16 protein-coding genes are annotated in these 18551 nt (G+C 29.7%); 4 read left to right on the top strand and 12 right to left on the bottom strand.

Annotation, left to right across the window (positions count from 1 at the left end):
* Positions 1-66: 66 nt before the first annotated feature.
* Positions 67-2700 (bottom strand): penicillin binding protein PBP4B, encoded by a 2634-nt coding sequence (pbp4b, locus tag DY249_RS08925; protein ID WP_115595927.1) that lies wholly within the window; start codon positions 2698-2700, stop codon positions 67-69.
* A 489-nt stretch (positions 2701-3189) separates the two neighbouring features.
* Between pbp4b and DY249_RS08920 the strand changes: the two genes are divergently transcribed.
* Together DY249_RS08920 and DY249_RS08915 are read left to right on the top strand one after the other, a co-directional pair.
* The gene (locus tag DY249_RS08920; protein WP_115595926.1) at positions 3190-3603 is read left to right on the top strand and encodes a DUF1893 domain-containing protein; all 414 of its coding nucleotides are present in this window, start codon (positions 3190-3192) and stop codon (positions 3601-3603) included.
* Positions 3603-4115, top strand: coding sequence for an ECF transporter S component (locus DY249_RS08915; protein WP_115595925.1), 513 nt, complete (start codon positions 3603-3605; stop codon positions 4113-4115). Before DY249_RS08920 ends, DY249_RS08915 begins: the two co-directional genes overlap by 1 nt.
* Before the next feature lie 40 nt (positions 4116-4155).
* On the opposite strand, the gene DY249_RS08910 is transcribed toward DY249_RS08915, so the two are convergent.
* The 6 genes from DY249_RS08910 to DY249_RS08885 all read right to left on the bottom strand — a co-directional run bounded on the left by DY249_RS08910 (position 4156) and on the right by DY249_RS08885 (position 10335).
* Complete coding sequence (locus DY249_RS08910) at positions 4156-5217, bottom strand: SHOCT-like domain-containing protein (protein ID WP_115595924.1); 1062 nt, start codon at positions 5215-5217, stop codon at positions 4156-4158.
* Positions 5210-5566, bottom strand: a complete 357-nt coding sequence (locus DY249_RS08905) for a DUF2089 domain-containing protein (protein WP_101540721.1) — start codon at positions 5564-5566, stop codon at positions 5210-5212. The genes DY249_RS08910 and DY249_RS08905 overlap by 8 nt, the downstream gene beginning before the upstream one ends.
* 308 nt (positions 5567-5874) lie before the next feature.
* Positions 5875-7437 carry an IS1182 family transposase gene (locus tag DY249_RS08900; RefSeq protein WP_115594829.1) on the bottom strand — a complete coding sequence of 521 codons (1563 nt, stop codon included), beginning with the start codon at positions 7435-7437 and terminating at the stop codon, positions 5875-5877.
* Between the two features lie 78 nt (positions 7438-7515).
* Positions 7516-8232: a hypothetical protein gene (locus DY249_RS08895; RefSeq protein WP_147291910.1), complete on the bottom strand. Its 717-nt coding sequence runs from the start codon at positions 8230-8232 to the stop codon at positions 7516-7518.
* Entirely contained in the window at positions 8205-9206 is a 1002-nt protein-coding gene (locus DY249_RS08890) for an LTA glycolipid anchor biosynthesis glycosyltransferase, IagA/BgsA family (protein ID WP_115595922.1), read from the bottom strand. Before DY249_RS08890 ends, DY249_RS08895 begins: the two co-directional genes overlap by 28 nt.
* Positions 9175-10335: a glycosyltransferase gene (locus tag DY249_RS08885; RefSeq protein WP_101540718.1), complete on the bottom strand. Its 1161-nt coding sequence runs from the start codon at positions 10333-10335 to the stop codon at positions 9175-9177. The genes DY249_RS08890 and DY249_RS08885 overlap by 32 nt, the downstream gene beginning before the upstream one ends.
* A 101-nt stretch (positions 10336-10436) precedes the next feature.
* On the opposite strand from DY249_RS08885, the gene DY249_RS08880 reads away from it, so the two are divergent.
* The gene (locus DY249_RS08880; RefSeq protein ID WP_101540717.1) at positions 10437-10787 is read left to right on the top strand and encodes an SdpI family protein; all 351 of its coding nucleotides are present in this window, start codon (positions 10437-10439) and stop codon (positions 10785-10787) included.
* Positions 10788-10833: 46 nt separating this feature from the next.
* Here the strand turns inward: DY249_RS08880 and DY249_RS08875 are convergent, their stop codons facing one another.
* The 3 genes from DY249_RS08875 to DY249_RS08865 form a co-directional block, all read right to left on the bottom strand.
* Positions 10834-12432: a hypothetical protein gene (locus tag DY249_RS08875; protein WP_115595921.1), complete on the bottom strand. Its 1599-nt coding sequence runs from the start codon at positions 12430-12432 to the stop codon at positions 10834-10836.
* A 1-nt stretch (position 12433) separates the two neighbouring features.
* The gene (locus DY249_RS08870; protein ID WP_115595920.1) at positions 12434-13135 is read right to left on the bottom strand and encodes an ABC transporter ATP-binding protein; all 702 of its coding nucleotides are present in this window, start codon (positions 13133-13135) and stop codon (positions 12434-12436) included.
* A 116-nt stretch (positions 13136-13251) separates the two neighbouring features.
* Entirely contained in the window at positions 13252-13902 is a 651-nt protein-coding gene (locus tag DY249_RS08865) for an HAD family hydrolase (RefSeq protein ID WP_115595919.1), read from the bottom strand.
* A gap of 183 nt (positions 13903-14085) precedes the next feature.
* On the opposite strand from DY249_RS08865, the gene DY249_RS08860 reads away from it, so the two are divergent.
* On the top strand, positions 14086-15531 hold the full coding sequence (locus DY249_RS08860; RefSeq protein WP_101540713.1) for a nicotinate phosphoribosyltransferase: 1446 nt from the start codon (positions 14086-14088) through the stop codon (positions 15529-15531).
* Between the two features lie 32 nt (positions 15532-15563).
* On the opposite strand, the gene DY249_RS08855 is transcribed toward DY249_RS08860, so the two are convergent.
* Entirely contained in the window at positions 15564-16433 is an 870-nt protein-coding gene (locus tag DY249_RS08855) for an ROK family protein (protein WP_115595918.1), read from the bottom strand.
* A 1-nt stretch (position 16434) separates the two neighbouring features.
* Positions 16435-18546: a GH92 family glycosyl hydrolase gene (locus DY249_RS08850; RefSeq protein WP_115595917.1), complete on the bottom strand. Its 2112-nt coding sequence runs from the start codon at positions 18544-18546 to the stop codon at positions 16435-16437.
* Between the last annotated feature and the right edge of the window lie 5 nt (positions 18547-18551).

The following is an 18551-nucleotide window of genomic DNA, read 5'->3' as shown; positions in this document are numbered from 1 at the left end:
GATAAAAAATGCAATAAAAAACAGGTCAAATAATAATAAATTTATCAGACCTGTCTTTAAATTATTTTATTCTAGGGATTCATTTACCCACTTGTAAAAATCATATGCAATATTTTTCCAGTAATTCCAGTTGTGTTCATTGTCTTTAGAATCTTTTATAAAAATCGTATTGATATTATGAGATTTTAAAGCTTCTACAAATTTATTTACATCATTAAATGGTACGGTTGAGTCTCCTAAGGAAGTTCTTACATAAAAGTCAACATTTAAATTATTTTTTATATAAGTTTCTGGATGCATCTTTTTATAAAAATCATCAGACCATTCCTTGTCTGTTTCTTTAAAGGCGTGATTATTTTTTCTTATATTATTTTCTTCATCAAGATTATACCAAACAGCTGGAGATATCAAAGTCGCTTTTGAAAATTTATCAGGATATTTAAGGGCAAATCTTGCTGCACCATATCCACCCATAGATATACCAGCAATAGCACGAGAGTTTCTAGATTTTCTAGTATTATAAGTTTTATCAATATATGGAATTAGATCTTCCATGATGGCTTTCTCCATTTGCATACCATCGTTTTGATCAATATAAAAACTATTAAATCCATCTGGAAATACTACTATCATATCTTTGCCAGTTTTTTTAATAACTTTATCCAAGATAGTTTTAGAGTCAAATCTCTCCAATAAATTTGTATGATTACCTCCCAAGCCGTGTAACATGTATAAAACTGGATATCCACCAGCTTTCTTAGGATCATAATTCTTTGGTAGGTATACATTGTAATTCCAATCAAGTTTTAAATTTGAAGAATAAAGCGTGCTAGTTACTCTTTGACTTGGTTTTTCTTCTTTTAAAATTTTATCAGCATTTTTAAATTCTTCTAAAATATTATTTACTTCTATTAAAGTCTTATATTTTTCTTTATAATAGTCATTTACATTTTTTAAAGCAATATAGTCATTAATTTGACCAATATTAAAGTAGTCATCACTTTCTCTTATTAATCTTTCCTTGCCTCTAACTAATTCATCTGATAAGGCAATAATTTGTTCTGGGGAAGACTCTTGTAATGATTTATAAAGCAAAGTTGTAATTGCTCCATATCCTGCCGATAAGGATTGGTCTGAATAAAATACATTTGGATTGTTTTCCTTGTTTAAAACTGGAGAGTTTTTCTTATTTGTAAGTAAAGTTATAACCATATTTTCTACTGGATCTATGACCGTTAGTGTACCAGTCCAACCAGTATGCCCATATGTTTTTGAGCTGGCAAGATTTGAAAATGCCCATGCATACTTGCCATTTCCCATAAGCCTCCAACCTAAACCATAAGATGGATCTGTTTGTTTTGGAGAAGTAAATAAATCTTGAGTTTTTTTATCCCAGAAAATAGTATCCTCGTATCTACCATTATTTAACATAATATTAGCAAGTTTTGACAAATCACTGGCATTTGAAAACAAACCCGCATGACCACTTATCCCATTCATAGAGTAATATGCTTTTTCGTCGTGAACTTGACCCCAAATCGTATCTCTTCTAATATTGTTAAAATCAACTTCGCCATCTCTCGTATTTCCATTTAGTTCAGTAGCTGCAGTGTCGTACTTTTCAAATCCGTTTTCCAAAGGATTAAATGTAGTTCTAGTAAGCCCAAGAGGTTTTACAAAACTTTCATTGAAATATTCATCTAATTGCATCCCTGTAACTTTTTCAATAATAAAACCTAAAAGCATATAATCTACATCAGAATATATTGTATCTTTTCCAGGTTCATATTTAAGAGGTGTTTTAAAAATCATATTCAAAGTATTATTTCTATCTTGAGAATACAAGTCATTTTTCCCGTTTTCTATACCATCATCTTTATCATATTTTTCATTGTGGTACTGAGGATCTGCTGGAAAACCTGCTTGGTGCATTAATATATCTCTTATAGTTATGTTATTCTTTCCCTTAATTACATCAGCATCAGAATCTTTGAATTTGTCAAAATATTTATTTACCTTATCATCTAGATTAATTTTGCCTTCATAAGCTAATTTTTGTAGAGAATAATTAGTAACATACATCTTTGTGTTACTAGCCAAATCAAACATGGTTGAATCATCAACTCTATCTCTTTTTTCTATTTTGATTGGTTTTCCATCTTTATAATAATTATTTTTATATCCAAAATTATGATTATAAATTTCTTTGTTATCTTTCATTACAGAGATTTGACCACCAGCAAAATCTTTTTTTACTTCTTCATCCAAAATTTTTTCAAGCAAATCAGTAGTTCCTTTATCCAACGTTTCCCTTTTTGTTTCTAATGCTTTTTCTTCCTTGCTTGCTTTAATACTTACATTAGTATCATCTTTAGAATCTAGAACATCTAAGTAATTTTTACCATCAGCTATATTCCCATCAATTTCTTTTTTATCTGCTACTTTCTTTCCATTTAAATAAACTTCGCTAGCATCAAGATTATCAATTTCCACTTGGCTTTCTCCCTTTTTTGCATTAAAAGCGAAAGAAGTATTTTGTAAAACCGAATCATCATAATCATTAATATCGTATGGAAACGTATAATCATAATAAATAACGTTTTCATTTATGGTGTTTTCATTCACCGCCATATCATCAGAAGCAAAAGAAATACTAGGAAACACTAATGCTATCGATAATAAAAAAGCACTCTTTTTCATAACTACCCCCTTTTTACGAAAAGCTTTTCATAATTATTTTATACTAATTGAAATATTTTTTCAATTAACATTTATAAAAATTAAATAATTTATTCACTATATTACTTATAAATAGCTAAAAAATTTAACATTAACTTTACAATTTTTTTATATACACCAAACATATATCCCTTAACATAAGAATCAAGGAAACAGTTTAAAAATGACTGATTAATTTTCATCGCAAAATGCGTACTCTTCCTTAATAATAAATTTGAGTCAACTGTTTACCTTCACTGTACAAAGGTCTTTAACCCTCAAACTTTTGTGCTTCTCTCACAAAACTAAAACTCTTCTTAGCATAAACTTTGCAAACTTAAGTGAGAGCCTTCAACAGTCAACCCACCCAGTTGACTGTTTATTCATGTTATTAAAATTTTAAAACGCACCTTAGGGTGCTTTTTATTTGCATAATTTTATAATAAACAATTTATGTGTTAATATAAGTATATGGAAAATTTAGAAATCGCAAAAACTACACTTTTAGAGAATGATTACTCTATTGTCCTAGTAAAAGAAAATGAAATAGTTAATACATCTAGAAAAAATGGTCTCTTGCCTATTTTAGATCTATATAATAATGATAAAAGTATTTTAGAAAGTGCTATAGTTGCAGATAAAGTTATAGGAAAGGCAGCTGCCCTTATTTTAAAAGAGGCAAATATAAAAGAACTTTATGCTGAACTTATTTCAGAAAATGCTATAGAACTTCTTGATAAGACAAATATCAAGTATAAATACAATAAAAAGGTAAGAGAAATAAGAAATAGGGATAATACTGCCATATGCCCTATGGAAGAGCTAGCCTTAGAAAGTAATAACGCTGATGAACTTATAGAAAAAATTAAGGAGAAATTTAATTAATGACCACAAAAAAATTAGTATATACAGCTGTATTCTTAGCTTTAGGCATATTATTTCCCATGCTATTTCATCTGCTAGGATTGCCTGGCCAAGTACTTTTACCAATGCATATACCTATTTTTCTAGGAGCTTTAACTTTAGGTCCCATATCCGGATTTATCGTTGGAATATTAACTCCAATCTTATCAAGTTTATTAACTGGTATGCCACCTATGATCCCAATGGTACCAATAATGGTATTTGAACTTGCTGCTTATGGATTTTTCGCAGGTTTTTTATACGAAAAATATCCAAAAAATGTTTTTATTCCATTAATTACAGCTATGATCATAGGAAGAATTGTTGCAGGAATCGCAGCTTGGTCAGTATTTAATATTTTTAATATGGATGAAATTAATATATTAGCCTATATTTCAAGTTCATTTGTTAAGGGTCTGCCTGGTATAATAATGAGTCTTGTTTTAGTGCCTTTATTATATAAACGGATGCCAGTAGAGGTTAAAAATAGTTAAACCCTAAACACAAAAAAAGCACCAAAAGGTGCTTTTTTTATTATCTAAGATTTATTTTACCATATACTGCTGATGCAAATATTTGAACATCTTCTTTTTCTACATTTGTAGAAACTTCATATCCTTTTTCTTTTTGCATTTTATTTTTAAATTTGTCAGATAAATTTAATCCTTGACTATAAACATCTGCTTTTATATCTCCTGCATAGGATTCGCTATCGATAACGATATTTCCAAAACCTGAATTTAGATCCATTTTTTCGCTATCTTTAATATTATACACTCTAATATTTCCAGAATCTGTGTCTGCTAATAATGTTTTAGTATTTAAGCCATCTACTCTGATATTTCCACTAACAGCATCTATTTCCGCTTTATCTCCACTAATATTTGCAAGATAAATAGATCCATTTACATTATCAACTGTCAAATCACCGTTGGTATTTTTTATATCTATTTTCCCATTTGTATTTTGAACTTTGATATTGCCTTGTGAGTTAATTACATTTACTTTTGCATTTATAGAATTAATTGTTGTTTCTGTAAAGTCTACATCTTCTATACCAATGTTGCCATTTACTAAGTTAATATTTAGACTTTCATATAAATTTTTACCTAAACCAAGTTTAATAATTGATGTCGCTTCAAGATTATGATATTTTTCGTTGATGCTGATGTTTAAATCATCTTCAATAATTTCTATATCTAAATAATCTAAAAGTTCACCTTTTTTTGCCCAAGTATCTTGGTTAATTGTAATAGCTGAATCGCTTGCTCTTTCAATTAAAATTTTACCACTTGGTATATCTATATTTATTGAATTAATTTCATCATCAATTCTCATTTCTTTACTTGTATTTACTTGTCCTTTGATAGTGTATTGATTAATATCAATATTGTCTAAGTCTATATTTGAGATTGATTCAAAGGCATCTGTTGTTTTTTTAATAACACTTTCTATAGATTGGTTGATTTTAGCCATAAAGTCATTGTCATTGCGGCTTTTTTTATTTCCAATAGCATTTAATAATTCATTTGCTTCTTCAACAGTAATTTTACCTTCTTTTAGCATTTGTAAAATAAGTTGTTTTTCATCATTCATCTTTTAATTCCTCCAATAATTCACGGGCTTGCTCAGCTGTAATTTCGCCATTATCAAGCATATTAAGGATATCTAGACGGCTTTCTTTTTTATCAACTTTACCACCTAATTTTGCTACTAACTTATCTATTCTATTTCTAACTGTTGGATAGGAAATGCCTATTTCTTCTCCAACATCTTTGATAGATCCTCTTTTTTGTAAAAATAATTCTATAAATTCTTTATCTTCTTTATCTAATCTGGCAAAGTTATCTATTTCAAACTCACCGCTTACTTCTGTATAACAATTGTTGCATCTGTATGATGTAATTATCATTTCATCACCACAGTTTGGACATTTATTAATCATTGCTAGCCTCCCTTTGATTGTAGTATACCATGATTTTAATTTTTGTAAAGTTAATTTTAATAAATTTAATTTTTTTATAGTTTTTTATTAACTTATCTATTTCATTCTACGCTATTAATAACTTTTAGCAAATAAAAAAAGGTGATGTTGCAGAATAGTTAAATCTATCCTGCGCATCATCTTTTTTATTAACTATCTATATTTAGCTAGTTGAGAATACGATTATTTCTTAAACTGTTTTTGTTTTATAAATAGTTTGCTTAAAAGTGGGCTCAATTAATAGAGCTAGCTATTTCGATCTTTTTTTCTTAAGCAGCTTTGTATTTTATGATTTCTAATTGCTTATTTTCTATTTTTGTTGCTAATTTATTTAAGTTTAAAGCCATTGATAAAAGGCAAATCTCACTTATTATATTTTCTTTTCCTCTATGGTGGAATCTATTGTAGTTTAGTCCTGACTTTATTTTTGAAAAAGCTCCTTCAGCTTGGATTGACCTATTTATTCTTTCTTCTATTCCTTGCTCTGATCTTATGTTTTCTAAGGATTCTTTCCTATATTTTTGGAATATTTCTGATATGTAGATTCCTTTGGTCTTTTGTCCATCTTTGTTCCAATCAAAACATCTATAGACTTTTGTAGTAGTTGTGTATCCACTTTTTCTTTCTCTGTACCTATCTGTGCACCTTATGAATTCCTTACCTTCTTCTGATATGTATTTGTCTGATGTTTTATCATATCTAAGGCTCTTTCTGAATTCGTCTTCTTTTTTATACTTTCTAGTTTTTAATTGTTCGTAGTTTGATGGTTTTATATATGATGTTAGCTTGTTTTCTGCAAGGTATACATAGTTTTCTTCACTTTCATATCCTGCATCTGCTACTATTTTGTTTAGTTTGTTTGGATAGTTTTTTAGTAGTTTATTTAGAAATGGTTTTAGGGTGTACATGTCGGATGGATGGTGGGATACATTTTCTCCTATGATGAAGCCTGATGCACTTGCTAGCTGAATGTTGTATGCTGGTTTTAATTGACCATTTCTCATGTGGTCTTCTTTCATTCTCATGAAGGTTGCATCATGGTCTGTTTTTGAGTAGGAGTTTCTATGATATCCCATTGTTTCTAGGTGTTTTTGGTAGCTTTCTAGTTTGCTTTTCCACTCTTTGAGTTTTTCATAGTCTCGTTGGAGTTGGTGTTTTCTTTTGCCTTGGCCAAACAAAAAGTTGATTTTCTTGTCTATGCATTCTTGACTAACTTGATCAAATACTATTTTTACTACTTCTAATACTTGGATCGGAGTTAGGTCTTTGTTTAAATTGAAGTGTTTTATTATTTTTATTCTTAGTTTCTCTTGCCATTTTTCAATGCTTCCTCGCCACACAAAGCTGTATCTATTTGCATATGCTTCTATTTTTGTTCCGTCTATGTATATACTGGATAGGTCTATTTGTTTTTCTTCTATTAGTATTTGCAACATTTGATTTAGTAAATCTGGAGCTAATTCTACTATTTTTTGTCTAAACCTATTGATTGTACTATGGTCTGGAGGGGTCTGTTCATCTAAAAGATATCTTATTCTTAAATCATATGAGCATGATTTTTCTATTGCTCTTGATGAGAATATTCCTTCTGAGTAGCAGAATATTATTATCTGAAGCATTGTTACTGGGTTTACTGTTGGTTTTCTTCCTAATGATGAGTAGACTTTTTTTAGTTCTGTTAGGTCTATCCTTTCGATTATATTTTTTACAAGCCTTAACTTAACATCATCGTAAACGTATATTTCTGTGTTAAAATTCAGTTTTAATTGAACTGTATCATCAACTAGTGTAAAATTAGTTAATGATGATGTATTGTTTTTAACGTTTATCATAAATACATTCTATCAGAAAAAGACGAGGATTTCAGTTTCCTCGTCTTTTTTCTATCTTAGGACTTTTGCAACAGCCCCTTATAAGTAGTCTTTTGCCCAGTAGGATTTTAATGTACGAACTATCCACAATATTGTATTTACCATCACTACAGCTAAAAATAACATACCCAAAAGCATAATCGCTGCCATTGTAGCATCATTTTTAATTATTCTAGCTGGTATAAAATTATATAAAAATGCTGAAGCAAAGAAAAATATGATCCATTTTCCACTTACTTTTAAGTTTTCATTAAAATCCGGAAATATAAATTGCTTTTTACCATAGCGTTTTTCAAAATAGTCTCTTTTTTCCCTTAGCTCATTCCTATAATTTTTATCAGCATTATTTATAAGGGATGAGTAGTAATGTTCAATATCTTCATTTGTAGTTGTATATTTTAATAAATTGCTAGCTTCCTCTTTGCTATAAGCTTGGCTTAGTATTTTACTAGTAATAGCAGCTTTTGACTTATAGGTTTTGCGATCTTTTCGTAGAGTTTTTAATTTTTCTATATCATTTATACCAGCTAGCATATTTTCAGTTTCTTTTTCATATTTTCTTTGGTATTTTAGCAAGCTAGTAAAAATAAATACAAATACTAAGATAACAAGCATTTGTGAGATCAATACTCCCATATCAGAAAAATTTAGTATGGTTGCTAGTCCCATAAAAAGGGCTGGAATTAGTATTGTAATTATTGTTATTGCTAAAAATTTTATAATAGATCTCATAAGTTCATTACCTTTTCGTAACATTCTACTAGACGTTTTCCAGTATTTTTTATAGATTTTTGTAAGGCTTTTTTATAGCCTTCTTCTTTTAGTGAAGGCAATTGTTCATTTAAAATCGCCTTTATTTTTCTTTCAAAATCATCATTTGTAAGACCCTTATAAATATTTTGCCCATCTATATAATCATTTGCAAAAATCTCTATATCACGGATTAAAATGTCTGTTTTTGTAGCCAAGGCTTCTAAAAGTACTATGCCTTCTGTTTCTTCGTGAGTTAAAAACACATATAAATCTGATCCACTATAAGCTTCTCTTAAATCATCACTTGAAATATATCCTGGAAAATGTAAGTTTGTTGGAGCATTATCAATTAATTTTTTTATTTCAGCTGGCATTACAGCTGGACTTAGTTTGCCAAACCATGCAAATTCGTATTCAGGCATTTTTTTTGAAAGATTAATAAAATCATCTATGCCTTTTCTTTTTATAGGTAGACCTACAGATATAACTGATTTTTTATTTTTATCTAGACCATATTTTTCATAAAAATTTGTCCTATCATTTGGTTTTTCTTGCCAAAAATCCAGGTCAATTCCATTTGAAACTACTTCTATTTCGGGTTTTAGCTTGTAGCTTTCAAGGATTTTTTTAGAATAATCTGTCGGTGTTAAGATTAAATCTCCTTTGTTATAACAATGCTCTAGCCATTTTTTAAAGGCTGGAGCCATTTGATTGGAAAATATAAAGGAATTTTTAAAATCTTCTTTGGTGGAATGACCATGGTAGATAACTTTTTTTCCATTTCTCCTTGCTTTATCAGCAAAAGATGCTGATTTTGGAAAAACTGTATTTATATGTACAATATCAAAATCATCTTTCTCATCTAAAGTAAAATCACAACCAACTAAAGACAAGGCTTTGATTTGATGGTCAATAGCCTTGCCCACCCCACTTTCTTTTACTGTATCATAATCTTTTGTATATAAAAGGACTTTCATATGTATACTCGTTTACTGCTTTTTTATATAATTGTTCACATTTGCTACCAAAACTTTCTACAGAAAAGTTTTCTAAGGCATAGCTTCTTGCATTTTTTTCTAATTTTTTTTGGTAATCTGGCTTGTCTAATACTTTATAAATATAGGTCTTAAATTCATCAAAATCATTAAATCTAAAACCATTAAATCCATCTTCTAAAACTCCATCTAGGGAATCATCATCACGGCATATAGCTACTAGACCATTTGAAAGAGCCTCATAATAAGTAAGCCCCTGCGTTTCAGATGTAGAAGATGTGGTAAATATATCTGCTGCTTGATAATATTTATTAACCTGACTAGGATCAACCATGCCTACAAAATGTGCATTAGCATTTTGTTTTTTATTATAAGCTACTAATTTGTCATAATGAGGACCGCCACCCACTATAAAAAATTCAATATTAGAATCATCTAGTCTTTTGTGAAAGTCTATTATCTCTTCAATATTTTTTTCTTCAGCTAATCTGCCTAGGTACAATAATATTTTTTTATCACAGGGAAGATTTATCTCAGATCTTAAATCTTCATTATATAAATCTGGAATATGCACTCCCGTTGGAATAATAGCAATTTTATCTCTAGCTATTTTGTAAGATTCTAAAATATTAGCAGTTTTTTCTGTAGGTGCAATTATATAATCACACATATCAGAAAAATTTTTACTAAAGCTTGCTACAATTTTTACCCCAGCACTTTTATTTCTTATAAAATAATGAGTGTAGTCCTCATAAACTGTGTGGTAGGTATGAACTAGAGGGATATTTAAAACTTTTGCTAAAGTTTTTGCCATTACAAAAGTGGAAAACTCACATTGGCTATGGATAATATCTGGCTCCCACTTTCTAATATTTCTCAAATGAGTTTTTGCCAAAATATTTGTAATACGAGCTTGGGGATAGATTCTTTTTGCAGATAAAGATCCTATGTAGTACACTTGCTTTGTTTTATAACTAGAAATAGTATTTGATAGTGTTAGAACCCTTACCTCATGTCCTTGACTTTCTAAATATTCTTTTAAATTTAATACTGATCGTACCACCCCATTTACAACAGGGTAGTACCAATCGCTTGTTATAAGTATTTTCATATAATTCCTCTAGTAATACTATAGTGGCTAAAAATCATTTTTACAATTTATCTTTAATATTCTATATATTTTAGTATAGTTAAAGAAAAACGAGGTGAAAAATGGGTCCTTTAATAGCAACTGATATTATGCTTTTTGTATTTAGCATTTATATAGGTATATTTTTTAAACATTTTCATAGTAGCTACCCAGAAATGCAAGTGGGTTTTCACTTATGGGAAGTTTGCTACAATAAAGATACTTGGGAATATGGCAATAAATTTGCTGGCAACCTTTCAATTATTCTAGGTATTATTTTATTTGCAATTATTTATCCAATTTGCCTATACCTAGAACTAAAAAGATCCTATATGACAGGTTTAATAATTCTTTTAACTATTCTTTTTCTTTTACTTTTATTTCTTATAGTAAAGATAAGAATGCGTAAAAAATTTAATATTAAGGACGAATGATTACAAAAATCACAGAAGATAATAAATAAGGCAGCAATTTGCTGTCTTATTTTTTTATTTTAAAAGTGTTTTTACCAAGTACTTTTACTAGGATGTGAAATATTATTACTAAAAAAAGTAAGATAATACTTAATATTTCAAGGATAAAGAGCGAATCTTTATCTATCTTTACCATAATTAGGGGAAGTAAAAGTATATTTAAATATCCTAATAATGAAGTCCAAAACTGGTACATGTAACCAACTAGGGCTGCTTCTTGGTTAAAGGGTTGGAATAAATAATATATAGATAGGTTGTAGGCTACATAAAATAAGTAGGTCACTAAAATAAACATCCCACATACAACTAGGCTTTTAATGCCGACACTTTCAAATAAGAAAAATGCTAAGAATAGGTAAATAAGACCTACTAAAAGTCCTAAAATATTTATCTTAAGCAAGGACTTATACCTTAACTTGTAAAGGTCATATACTGCTTCTTTTTCCTTATAAAAGCCATATTGGAGTAATGGCCTATCACAATTTAAAAACAAGGCCCTATTAGTATTTGTGCTATTAAATAAGATGCTAGCAAATATTGGCAAGGTATATATGATAATGTTATTCATGCCAAAGTTACTATCAAAGTCTTTATAGGCAAATCTAATCCCTATTAAAGCTACTAAGACAAGGGCAAATAAAATCCCCGCTTTTTTGTAAAGAGGTTTTATAAGTAGTCTTTTGTGTCTTGCAAAAAATAGTTTATTTAAAAGATCATAGCCATGAGCATTTTTAGTCGCCCTAGTATCCACATCACTATCCTTTAGAGCTAAACTATCATTGGCTATTTGCTCAAAATCCATATTTCTATCTAAATCTTCTGTTCTAGCCACTTCTAATAACTTGCCATAGTCATCAAATCTTAAGAGGTATTTGATTGCAAAAATAGATATGCTAAGACTAAGTACAAAAAATATCAATAAAATATTTGTATCAAAACTCTTAATTCTCATAAGTATAGCAAATAGTACTATAGATAGACCTAGGTTTACCCACCACTTATCTGCATATATTTTTTCTTTTTTTTGTGAAAGCGTGAGTGTTATGGCATTTGAGATAATCCTTACAAAAGCAAAGCCAAGGCTTATTAAGAAACTATTTTTTAGGCCAAAAAATATGGCAAAGGCAACAGCTCTTCCAATCCCTATCCTAAGGGGATTAAACACCGCTTGAATAAGGCCACTTTCCTTAGCTAGCATCCTATATTGCCTATTTAACTCGTGGATTTCCGCCTTACTACCACTAACATCCTTTGCAAGCATTGAAATACTCAAATAAAAACTTAAAAATGCTAAATTTGATCTGCCCAATTCTACAAACTCTGTATACATATTTTCTGGAAACTGCCAGGTCATTTGCACTAGCCATAAAAAGGCACCTGCCCAAAATAAAGCTAAAAAAAATGAAACTATACACTTTAAAATTTGCCCAATAATACTAAATAAAGGTCCTAGGGCAAAAACAAATTTTTTAAAACCATAGGCCTTATACTTATCTCCCGCATATTTGCCCACTAAAGGCAATTTATGAAAAAAGTGGATGATGTGGTTAACATTACTGGCAAGCTTAGTATTCTCTATAATCCTATATTTCTTATAATAATCCATCCTAGGCCTCCGCTTGTAATAGACTTATAATTCTATCTTCAAAGTCTGGATTATTTTTGATTTCCCTATCCACTTCTTCTATCTGACCCTTATGTAATAAAACTATCTCATCTGATATATCTTTTGCTAAGTCCAAAATGTGGGTTGAAAAAATTATAATGTGGTCGTTTTTTATAGATTTTATTAAGTCTTTCATTTCTTTTTGCACTACTACATCAAGAGAATTTAGCGGTTCATCCATTAAAATAACCCTTGGTTTTAAAATAAGAAACATCATCATCTGAATTTTATTTCTCATACCTGTAGAGTAGCCTTGGATTAACCTATCCTTATCTTCTTCATCAAATTTCACTAGGTCAAAGTAATAGTCAGTGTCATGGAGGTCTGCTATTCTCTCCTTATTTACATCTATAAAAAATTTTATAAATTCTCTGGCTGTTAGAAACCTTGGTAGTTCTGGCTCAGCTAGCATAAAAAATACATACTTACTTTCAAGATTTATTTTTTCGCCATTTTCTAGTAAATAAACTTCCCCACTATCTTTTTTAAGTTCTTTTGCAATTAAAGAAAAAAGAGTAGTCTTTCCTGCACCATTTCTTCCCAAAAGGGCGTAGATAATCCCTTGGTCAAATCTGGCATCTAGTTCATTTAAGACACTCTTTTCTTCAAATTTTTTTGATAAACTTTCTATAACTAGTTGCATTTTTCCTTCCAATCCTTAAGTAATTTACAATAAGGATATCAAAGGATTAAAATTTTAACTAGCTTGATTAATATTTTTTAATATTATATAAAATATGTTTAATAAATTCTTATAATCTATATTCTTTTTATGCTTGTTATCTCCCTAGGACTATCAATGATTACATCAGGATTTTCTTTCTCCAGTACTTCTCTTTTTCTAAAGCCCCAAGAGCATCCTACGGTAAAGATACTTGCATTTCTCCCACACTTCATATCTACTTCGCTATCGCCAAAATATAAAATATCTGAAAATGGCACATCAAAATGATTTGCAATTATCATAATCCCCTCTGGAGATGGCTTTCTCTTATAGTCTTCTCTGTAGCCTAGGATATAATCAAAATATTTTTCTCCAAATATAGCCTTTAAAACTCTATTGCTAGTCTCATCAGGTTTGTTGGAAAAAGCTGCAATTATCTCCCCATTTTCTTTTAGTTTATCTAAAGATTCTTTTATGCCCTCAAAAGGTTTTGTTAAATATAAAGGATCATTATCGTAAGCTTCATTATACCTATTATAAATTTCTTCTTTTAATTGATCATCTCCTGTAAATCCTACATAGTCTAAGGTTTTTGTTAGTAAAACTCTAGGCCCATTGCCAACAAATTCCCTTACTTTTTGCTTGGGTATAGCTTTTAATTCATATTTTCTCAATGTTTCATTTAAGTGAAAACTTATAGATTCAATAGTATTTAAAAGCGTCCCATCTATGTCAAATATATACATTTTACCTCCTTTTCTTAATTATCTCCTTAATTAATCTTTACCCTAAAATAAATAATTAATGTAAATTTGCATAAAAATGGAATAAAAGGGCATAATTATTTGTAAGAAGGTATTACAAATGTTTGCAATTTTGTCCCTTTGTATATACAATAGACTAAGAAAATATTTTGAAAAGAGGGTTTTATGAGTAATATTAGAAATTTATCTATGCTCAGTGATTTTTATGAGTTTACTATGGCAAATGGTTACTTTAACCATGGAATGAAAGATACAATAGCAGTCTTTGACGCATTTTATAGGACAAATCCAGATGAGGGGGGTTATTCTATTTTTGCTGGTCTAAATGATGTTATAGATTTTATAGAAAATCTACATTTTACAGATGAAGACATAGCTTACTTAAAAGAAGCAGGTGATTTTTCAGAGGAATTTTTAGATTATCTACGTGATTTCAAATTTACAGGAGATGTATGGGCCTTTCCTGAAGGATCAGTTATGTTTCCAAATGAACCTATTATAACTGTAAGAGCTCCAATTATTGAATGCTCAATTGTAGAAACTTACTTGCTTTTATCAATGAACTTTAATTCATTAATTGCTACAAAAACTAGCAGAATTGTAAAAGCAGCTGGTGATAGACTTGTAATGGAATTTGGAGCTCGCCGTGCTCAAGGTGCAGATGCATCATTAACTGGTGCAAGAGCAGCCTTTATTGCCGGAGCTCCTGTATCAAGCAATACACTTTCTGCAAAAACTTATGGTTTTAATCCATCTGGAACTATGGCTCATGCATGGATCCAAGCTTTTGATAGCGAATATGAAGCCTTTAAAATTTACGCTGAAACTTATCCAGAAAATTGCATACTTTTAATAGATACTTACGATACAATAAATAGTGGTTTGCCAAACGCTATGCGTGTGTTTAAAGAAGTTTTAGAGCCAAAGGGACTTACAGGTGGAGTTAGAATAGATTCTGGAGACCTTGCTTATTTATCTAAAGAAGTAAGAAAAATATTAGATGAAAATGGATATAAAGAAGCAAAAATAGTTGCATCTAACTCACTTGATGAATTTAAAATAAATTCACTAACTGCCCAAGGAGCAAAAATAGATTCTTTCGGTATAGGAGAAAGACTTATAACAAGCAAATCCGATCCAGTATTTGGAGGAGTTTATAAACTTGTAGGAATATACGAAGATGAAGAGCTAAAAGCAAGAATAAAAGTTTCTGAAAACGTAGAAAAAATTACAACTCCAGGTTTTAAAAAAGTTTATAGGTTATATGATAAAGAAACAGGAAAAGCAGAAGCAGATTACATTACCCTTCGCGAAGAAGAAGTTGATGAAAGTAAACCACTTGTAATCTTTGATCCATTATTTACATGGAAGATGAAAAAAATGGATAACTACGAAGCCCGCCTCATGCAAGTACCAATTTTTGAAAATGGAAAACTTGTATACGAACAACCAGATATACACGAAATCCATGATTATTGTAAAAAAGAACTTGATAGCGTTTGGGAAGAAGTAAAAAGATTCGACCAACCACATAATTACTATGTAGACCTATCCCAAGACCTATGGAATTTAAAACAAAATCTAATTTTGGAAGCTAAAAGAGGATTGTAGATAAATATTTTTTATAGAAAAAAGGAGACTAGCTAAAAGTCTCCTTTTTCATATTCTTCTTTAGCGAGTATATAGCCCCCTATAAGTCCTGCTTCATTACCCAAATCTGGAAATACTATATATTCTTCACTACTCGGTAAAATCAAATATTCCCCCTTGATTTTATCAAATTCCTCTCTAATTTTTTCTATCATGCCTTCTTTGTTTGCAACTCCCCCACCTATGATTATTATATGAGGTCTTAAAATTGCAGTATAGGTATATAAAGCTTTGACAATATATCTTGCAGTAATTAAAAATGCAGGATCATCAATATCTAATTCCTCACCTTTGCTACCTGCTCGTTTTTCAATAGCAGGTCCTGAGCAGAGTCCTTCAAAGCAGGAATTGTGATAGTCACAAACACTTTTAAAATTATCATCAATTTCTCTTGATATTTCAATATGTCCCATTTCTGGATGAGAAAAGCCTTCGACTATCTTTCCATCAACTATAAACGATCCACCTATGCCTGTTCCAATTGTTAAATACAAAGAACTCTTCTTATTTTTAGCAGCTCCTAAGAAAAATTCTCCTATACCAGATGCTCCAACATCTGTAGTAAGTTTGATTGGGATATCCAAATTATTCTTTAAAGTTCCTACTAAGTCAAAGTTTCTCCAAAGTTTTTTGGGTGTTGATAAAATGTAACCATAACTTTTAGAATCTTTATCCAAATCAATAGGTCCAAAAGCTCCTACTCCTATAGATTTTATCTTTTCTGTTTTGAAAAAATCACTTATTTTTTCTAAATTTTTATTTGGATCTTCTGTTTTTATCCTTATTTCTTTTATTATTTTTCCATTCTCATCAAATATGGCGCACCTAATTTTTGTACCACCTAATTCTATTGAACCATACATATTATTCTCCTGTTTCTGGCACTAGGCCTAAAGTAAATTTAATTTCACTTGCATTTATAAATTCTCTATGAGACATTTTTCTTTGCTTGTAAACTTTGCCATTAACCTTCATTGTCTTGATAAATTTCTTTTGATGGTAATTCTCTTCTGTAGTTATTTTTAAAATATTTTTATTTGCAAGTTTTACATTTATTTCATCAAAAAATGGCATACCTATTATATATTCTTCTTTTCCTGGTGCAACGGGATATATACCAAGGCTAGATAGGATAAACCAAGAACTAAGTGAGCCGTTATCTTCATCACCTGGATATCCCTTAAAATCATAGGAAAAATAATTTAATAAAAGTTCCTTTACTAAAAGTTGTGTTTTATAAGGCTTATCTACATAATAATATAAATAAGGCAAGTGAAATGAAGGCTGGTTTGATATTGCTATCTGACCAAAGTGTGCAGTTTCTAATTCTTTCATTTCATGGATTACTTCTCCATACGATCCAACTTTGAAATCAGATGTCTCGTTTGTTATTTCATCAAGTTTATTTTCAAAGGCCTTTTTTGATCCAAATAAACTAACAATACCTTCAATGTCATGGTAGGCATTAAAACTATTTTGAAAAGCAGATCCTTCTGTATAAGGCGAGCCCCAACTAAATTTATCAAAGTCTTTAGTAAAGTTACCATTTCTATCCTTGGACCTAAACCATCCTATATCTTTGTCAAAAAGATTTTGATAAGCTTTAGATTTTTTATAGTAAGTATTTGCTAATTCATCTTTAGTTAAGATTTCAGCTACTTTTCCTATAGAAAAGTCTGACAGACTATTATCTAAAGTTTGGTTTACTGATTCGTGTAAATCAGCTGGTACATATCCTAATTCATCCATCAGATTGGCACCAAATCTGCCATACTTACTCTTATTATTTTCTGGATTTGCGGACTTTATCATTGATTCTAGCAGTATTTCTGACTTATCATTTCCTATTTTTTTTGATAAAAGATCAGCTATAGTATTATCAACTAAAGTTCCTGGCATCATTGATCTCTCATCTGGCGATAGCCACTTTGGTAAAAATCCGGTATCTATATAAGTATTTATAATTCCTTCTAAAAGATCTTCTAAAAATTCGGTGTCAATTAAACTAAGAAGGGGAAATAAAGTTTTTTGCCCATCCCAAAAACCTATATTTGTAAACAACATTCCATTTTTTATTGTTTTATTAAAAGTATCATAGTGGATTTCTTTACCATCTTTATCAATTTCAAAAAATCTCATAGGAAATAAGTATGCTCTATATAAGCAGTGGTAGAAAAATTTCCTTTGTTTTTCCTTGCTGTATGGATTGTATTTTTGGTATAAAGCATCTTCTTTTCTTATATTTATTTCAAATCTATCAAAAACTTTTTCCCATTCTTTACTTGTAGAAGCAACTAATTTTTCAAAATCTTTTTCTAATCGTTGATGATTTATAATAGCTTGGTCGATTGAAATAAATGAAGTGCTTATATATAAATTTGTATTTTTACTATCAGTTATTATTTTATAATCAGATTCTGTATTTTTTAAGTCAAAATCATTATCTAAGTCAATTACAATATACATTGTAAAATCTTCATCTTCGCTATCATAGCAATTTTTTACGGTCCCTAAAATTAGCTTATCTTTTTTTTCAAGAAAAAGACCATCTGCATATATTAAAAAATTTGCTTTTGTATTTGCCTTATAGCTAATAATTCCAGAATAAATATCATTAGTAACTTCTGCTATTGATCCATCTCCGTAAATTATTTTATTATAATTAGGTCTAAAAATAGAGCTAATGGTATCATATTTAATATTTTTTTCTAAATCAAAAGGAAGTATTGTAAGATATGAATAATCCCCCATCCAAGGGCTAGGTTGATGGGTTAATCTAAAACCTTTAAAATCATCTTCATTTGGGTTAAACCACCATTCATTTTTATCAACATTACTTTGCACTGCAAAATAATTTGTTCCATGAGGCACACCTACTAATGGTAAGGTATTTCCATTAGAAAATTCTCTTTTAGAGTCTGTTCCAATTCTAGTATCAGTAAATCTAAAATCATTTAAAATTTCTTTTATAGACATATTAT

Source organism: Anaerococcus octavius (genome assembly GCF_900445265.1).
In the GTDB taxonomy this organism is placed as follows: domain Bacteria; phylum Bacillota; class Clostridia; order Tissierellales; family Peptoniphilaceae; genus Anaerococcus; species Anaerococcus octavius.
This window is presented reverse-complemented; position numbering and strand designations above follow the sequence as displayed.

Excerpts from the sequence above, each read along its gene's own strand:
- DY249_RS08870 (WP_115595920.1), bottom strand. The coding sequence starts at position 13,135 with ATGCAACTAGTTATAGAAAGTTTATCAAAAAAATTTGAAGAAAAGAGT.
- DY249_RS08905 (WP_101540721.1), bottom strand. The coding sequence starts at position 5,566 with ATGATTAATAAATGTCCAAACTGTGGTGATGAAATGATAATTACATCA.
- DY249_RS08895 (WP_147291910.1), bottom strand. The coding sequence starts at position 8,232 with ATGTTACGAAAAGGTAATGAACTTATGAGATCTATTATAAAATTTTTA.
- DY249_RS08910 (WP_115595924.1), bottom strand. The coding sequence starts at position 5,217 with ATGAATGATGAAAAACAACTTATTTTACAAATGCTAAAAGAAGGTAAA.
- DY249_RS08900 (WP_115594829.1), bottom strand. The coding sequence starts at position 7,437 with ATGATAAACGTTAAAAACAATACATCATCATTAACTAATTTTACACTA.
- DY249_RS08850 (WP_115595917.1), bottom strand. The coding sequence starts at position 18,546 with ATGTCTATAAAAGAAATTTTAAATGATTTTAGATTTACTGATACTAGA.
- DY249_RS08890 (WP_115595922.1), bottom strand. The coding sequence starts at position 9,206 with ATGAAAGTCCTTTTATATACAAAAGATTATGATACAGTAAAAGAAAGT.
- DY249_RS08865 (WP_115595919.1), bottom strand. The coding sequence starts at position 13,902 with ATGTATATATTTGACATAGATGGGACGCTTTTAAATACTATTGAATCT.
- DY249_RS08875 (WP_115595921.1), bottom strand. The coding sequence starts at position 12,432 with ATGGATTATTATAAGAAATATAGGATTATAGAGAATACTAAGCTTGCC.
- pbp4b (WP_115595927.1), bottom strand. The coding sequence starts at position 2,700 with ATGAAAAAGAGTGCTTTTTTATTATCGATAGCATTAGTGTTTCCTAGT.
- DY249_RS08855 (WP_115595918.1), bottom strand. The coding sequence starts at position 16,433 with ATGTATGGTTCAATAGAATTAGGTGGTACAAAAATTAGGTGCGCCATA.
- DY249_RS08885 (WP_101540718.1), bottom strand. The coding sequence starts at position 10,335 with ATGAAAATACTTATAACAAGCGATTGGTACTACCCTGTTGTAAATGGG.
- DY249_RS08920 (WP_115595926.1), top strand. The coding sequence starts at position 3,190 with ATGGAAAATTTAGAAATCGCAAAAACTACACTTTTAGAGAATGATTAC.
- DY249_RS08915 (WP_115595925.1), top strand. The coding sequence starts at position 3,603 with ATGACCACAAAAAAATTAGTATATACAGCTGTATTCTTAGCTTTAGGC.
- DY249_RS08880 (WP_101540717.1), top strand. The coding sequence starts at position 10,437 with ATGGGTCCTTTAATAGCAACTGATATTATGCTTTTTGTATTTAGCATT.
- DY249_RS08860 (WP_101540713.1), top strand. The coding sequence starts at position 14,086 with ATGAGTAATATTAGAAATTTATCTATGCTCAGTGATTTTTATGAGTTT.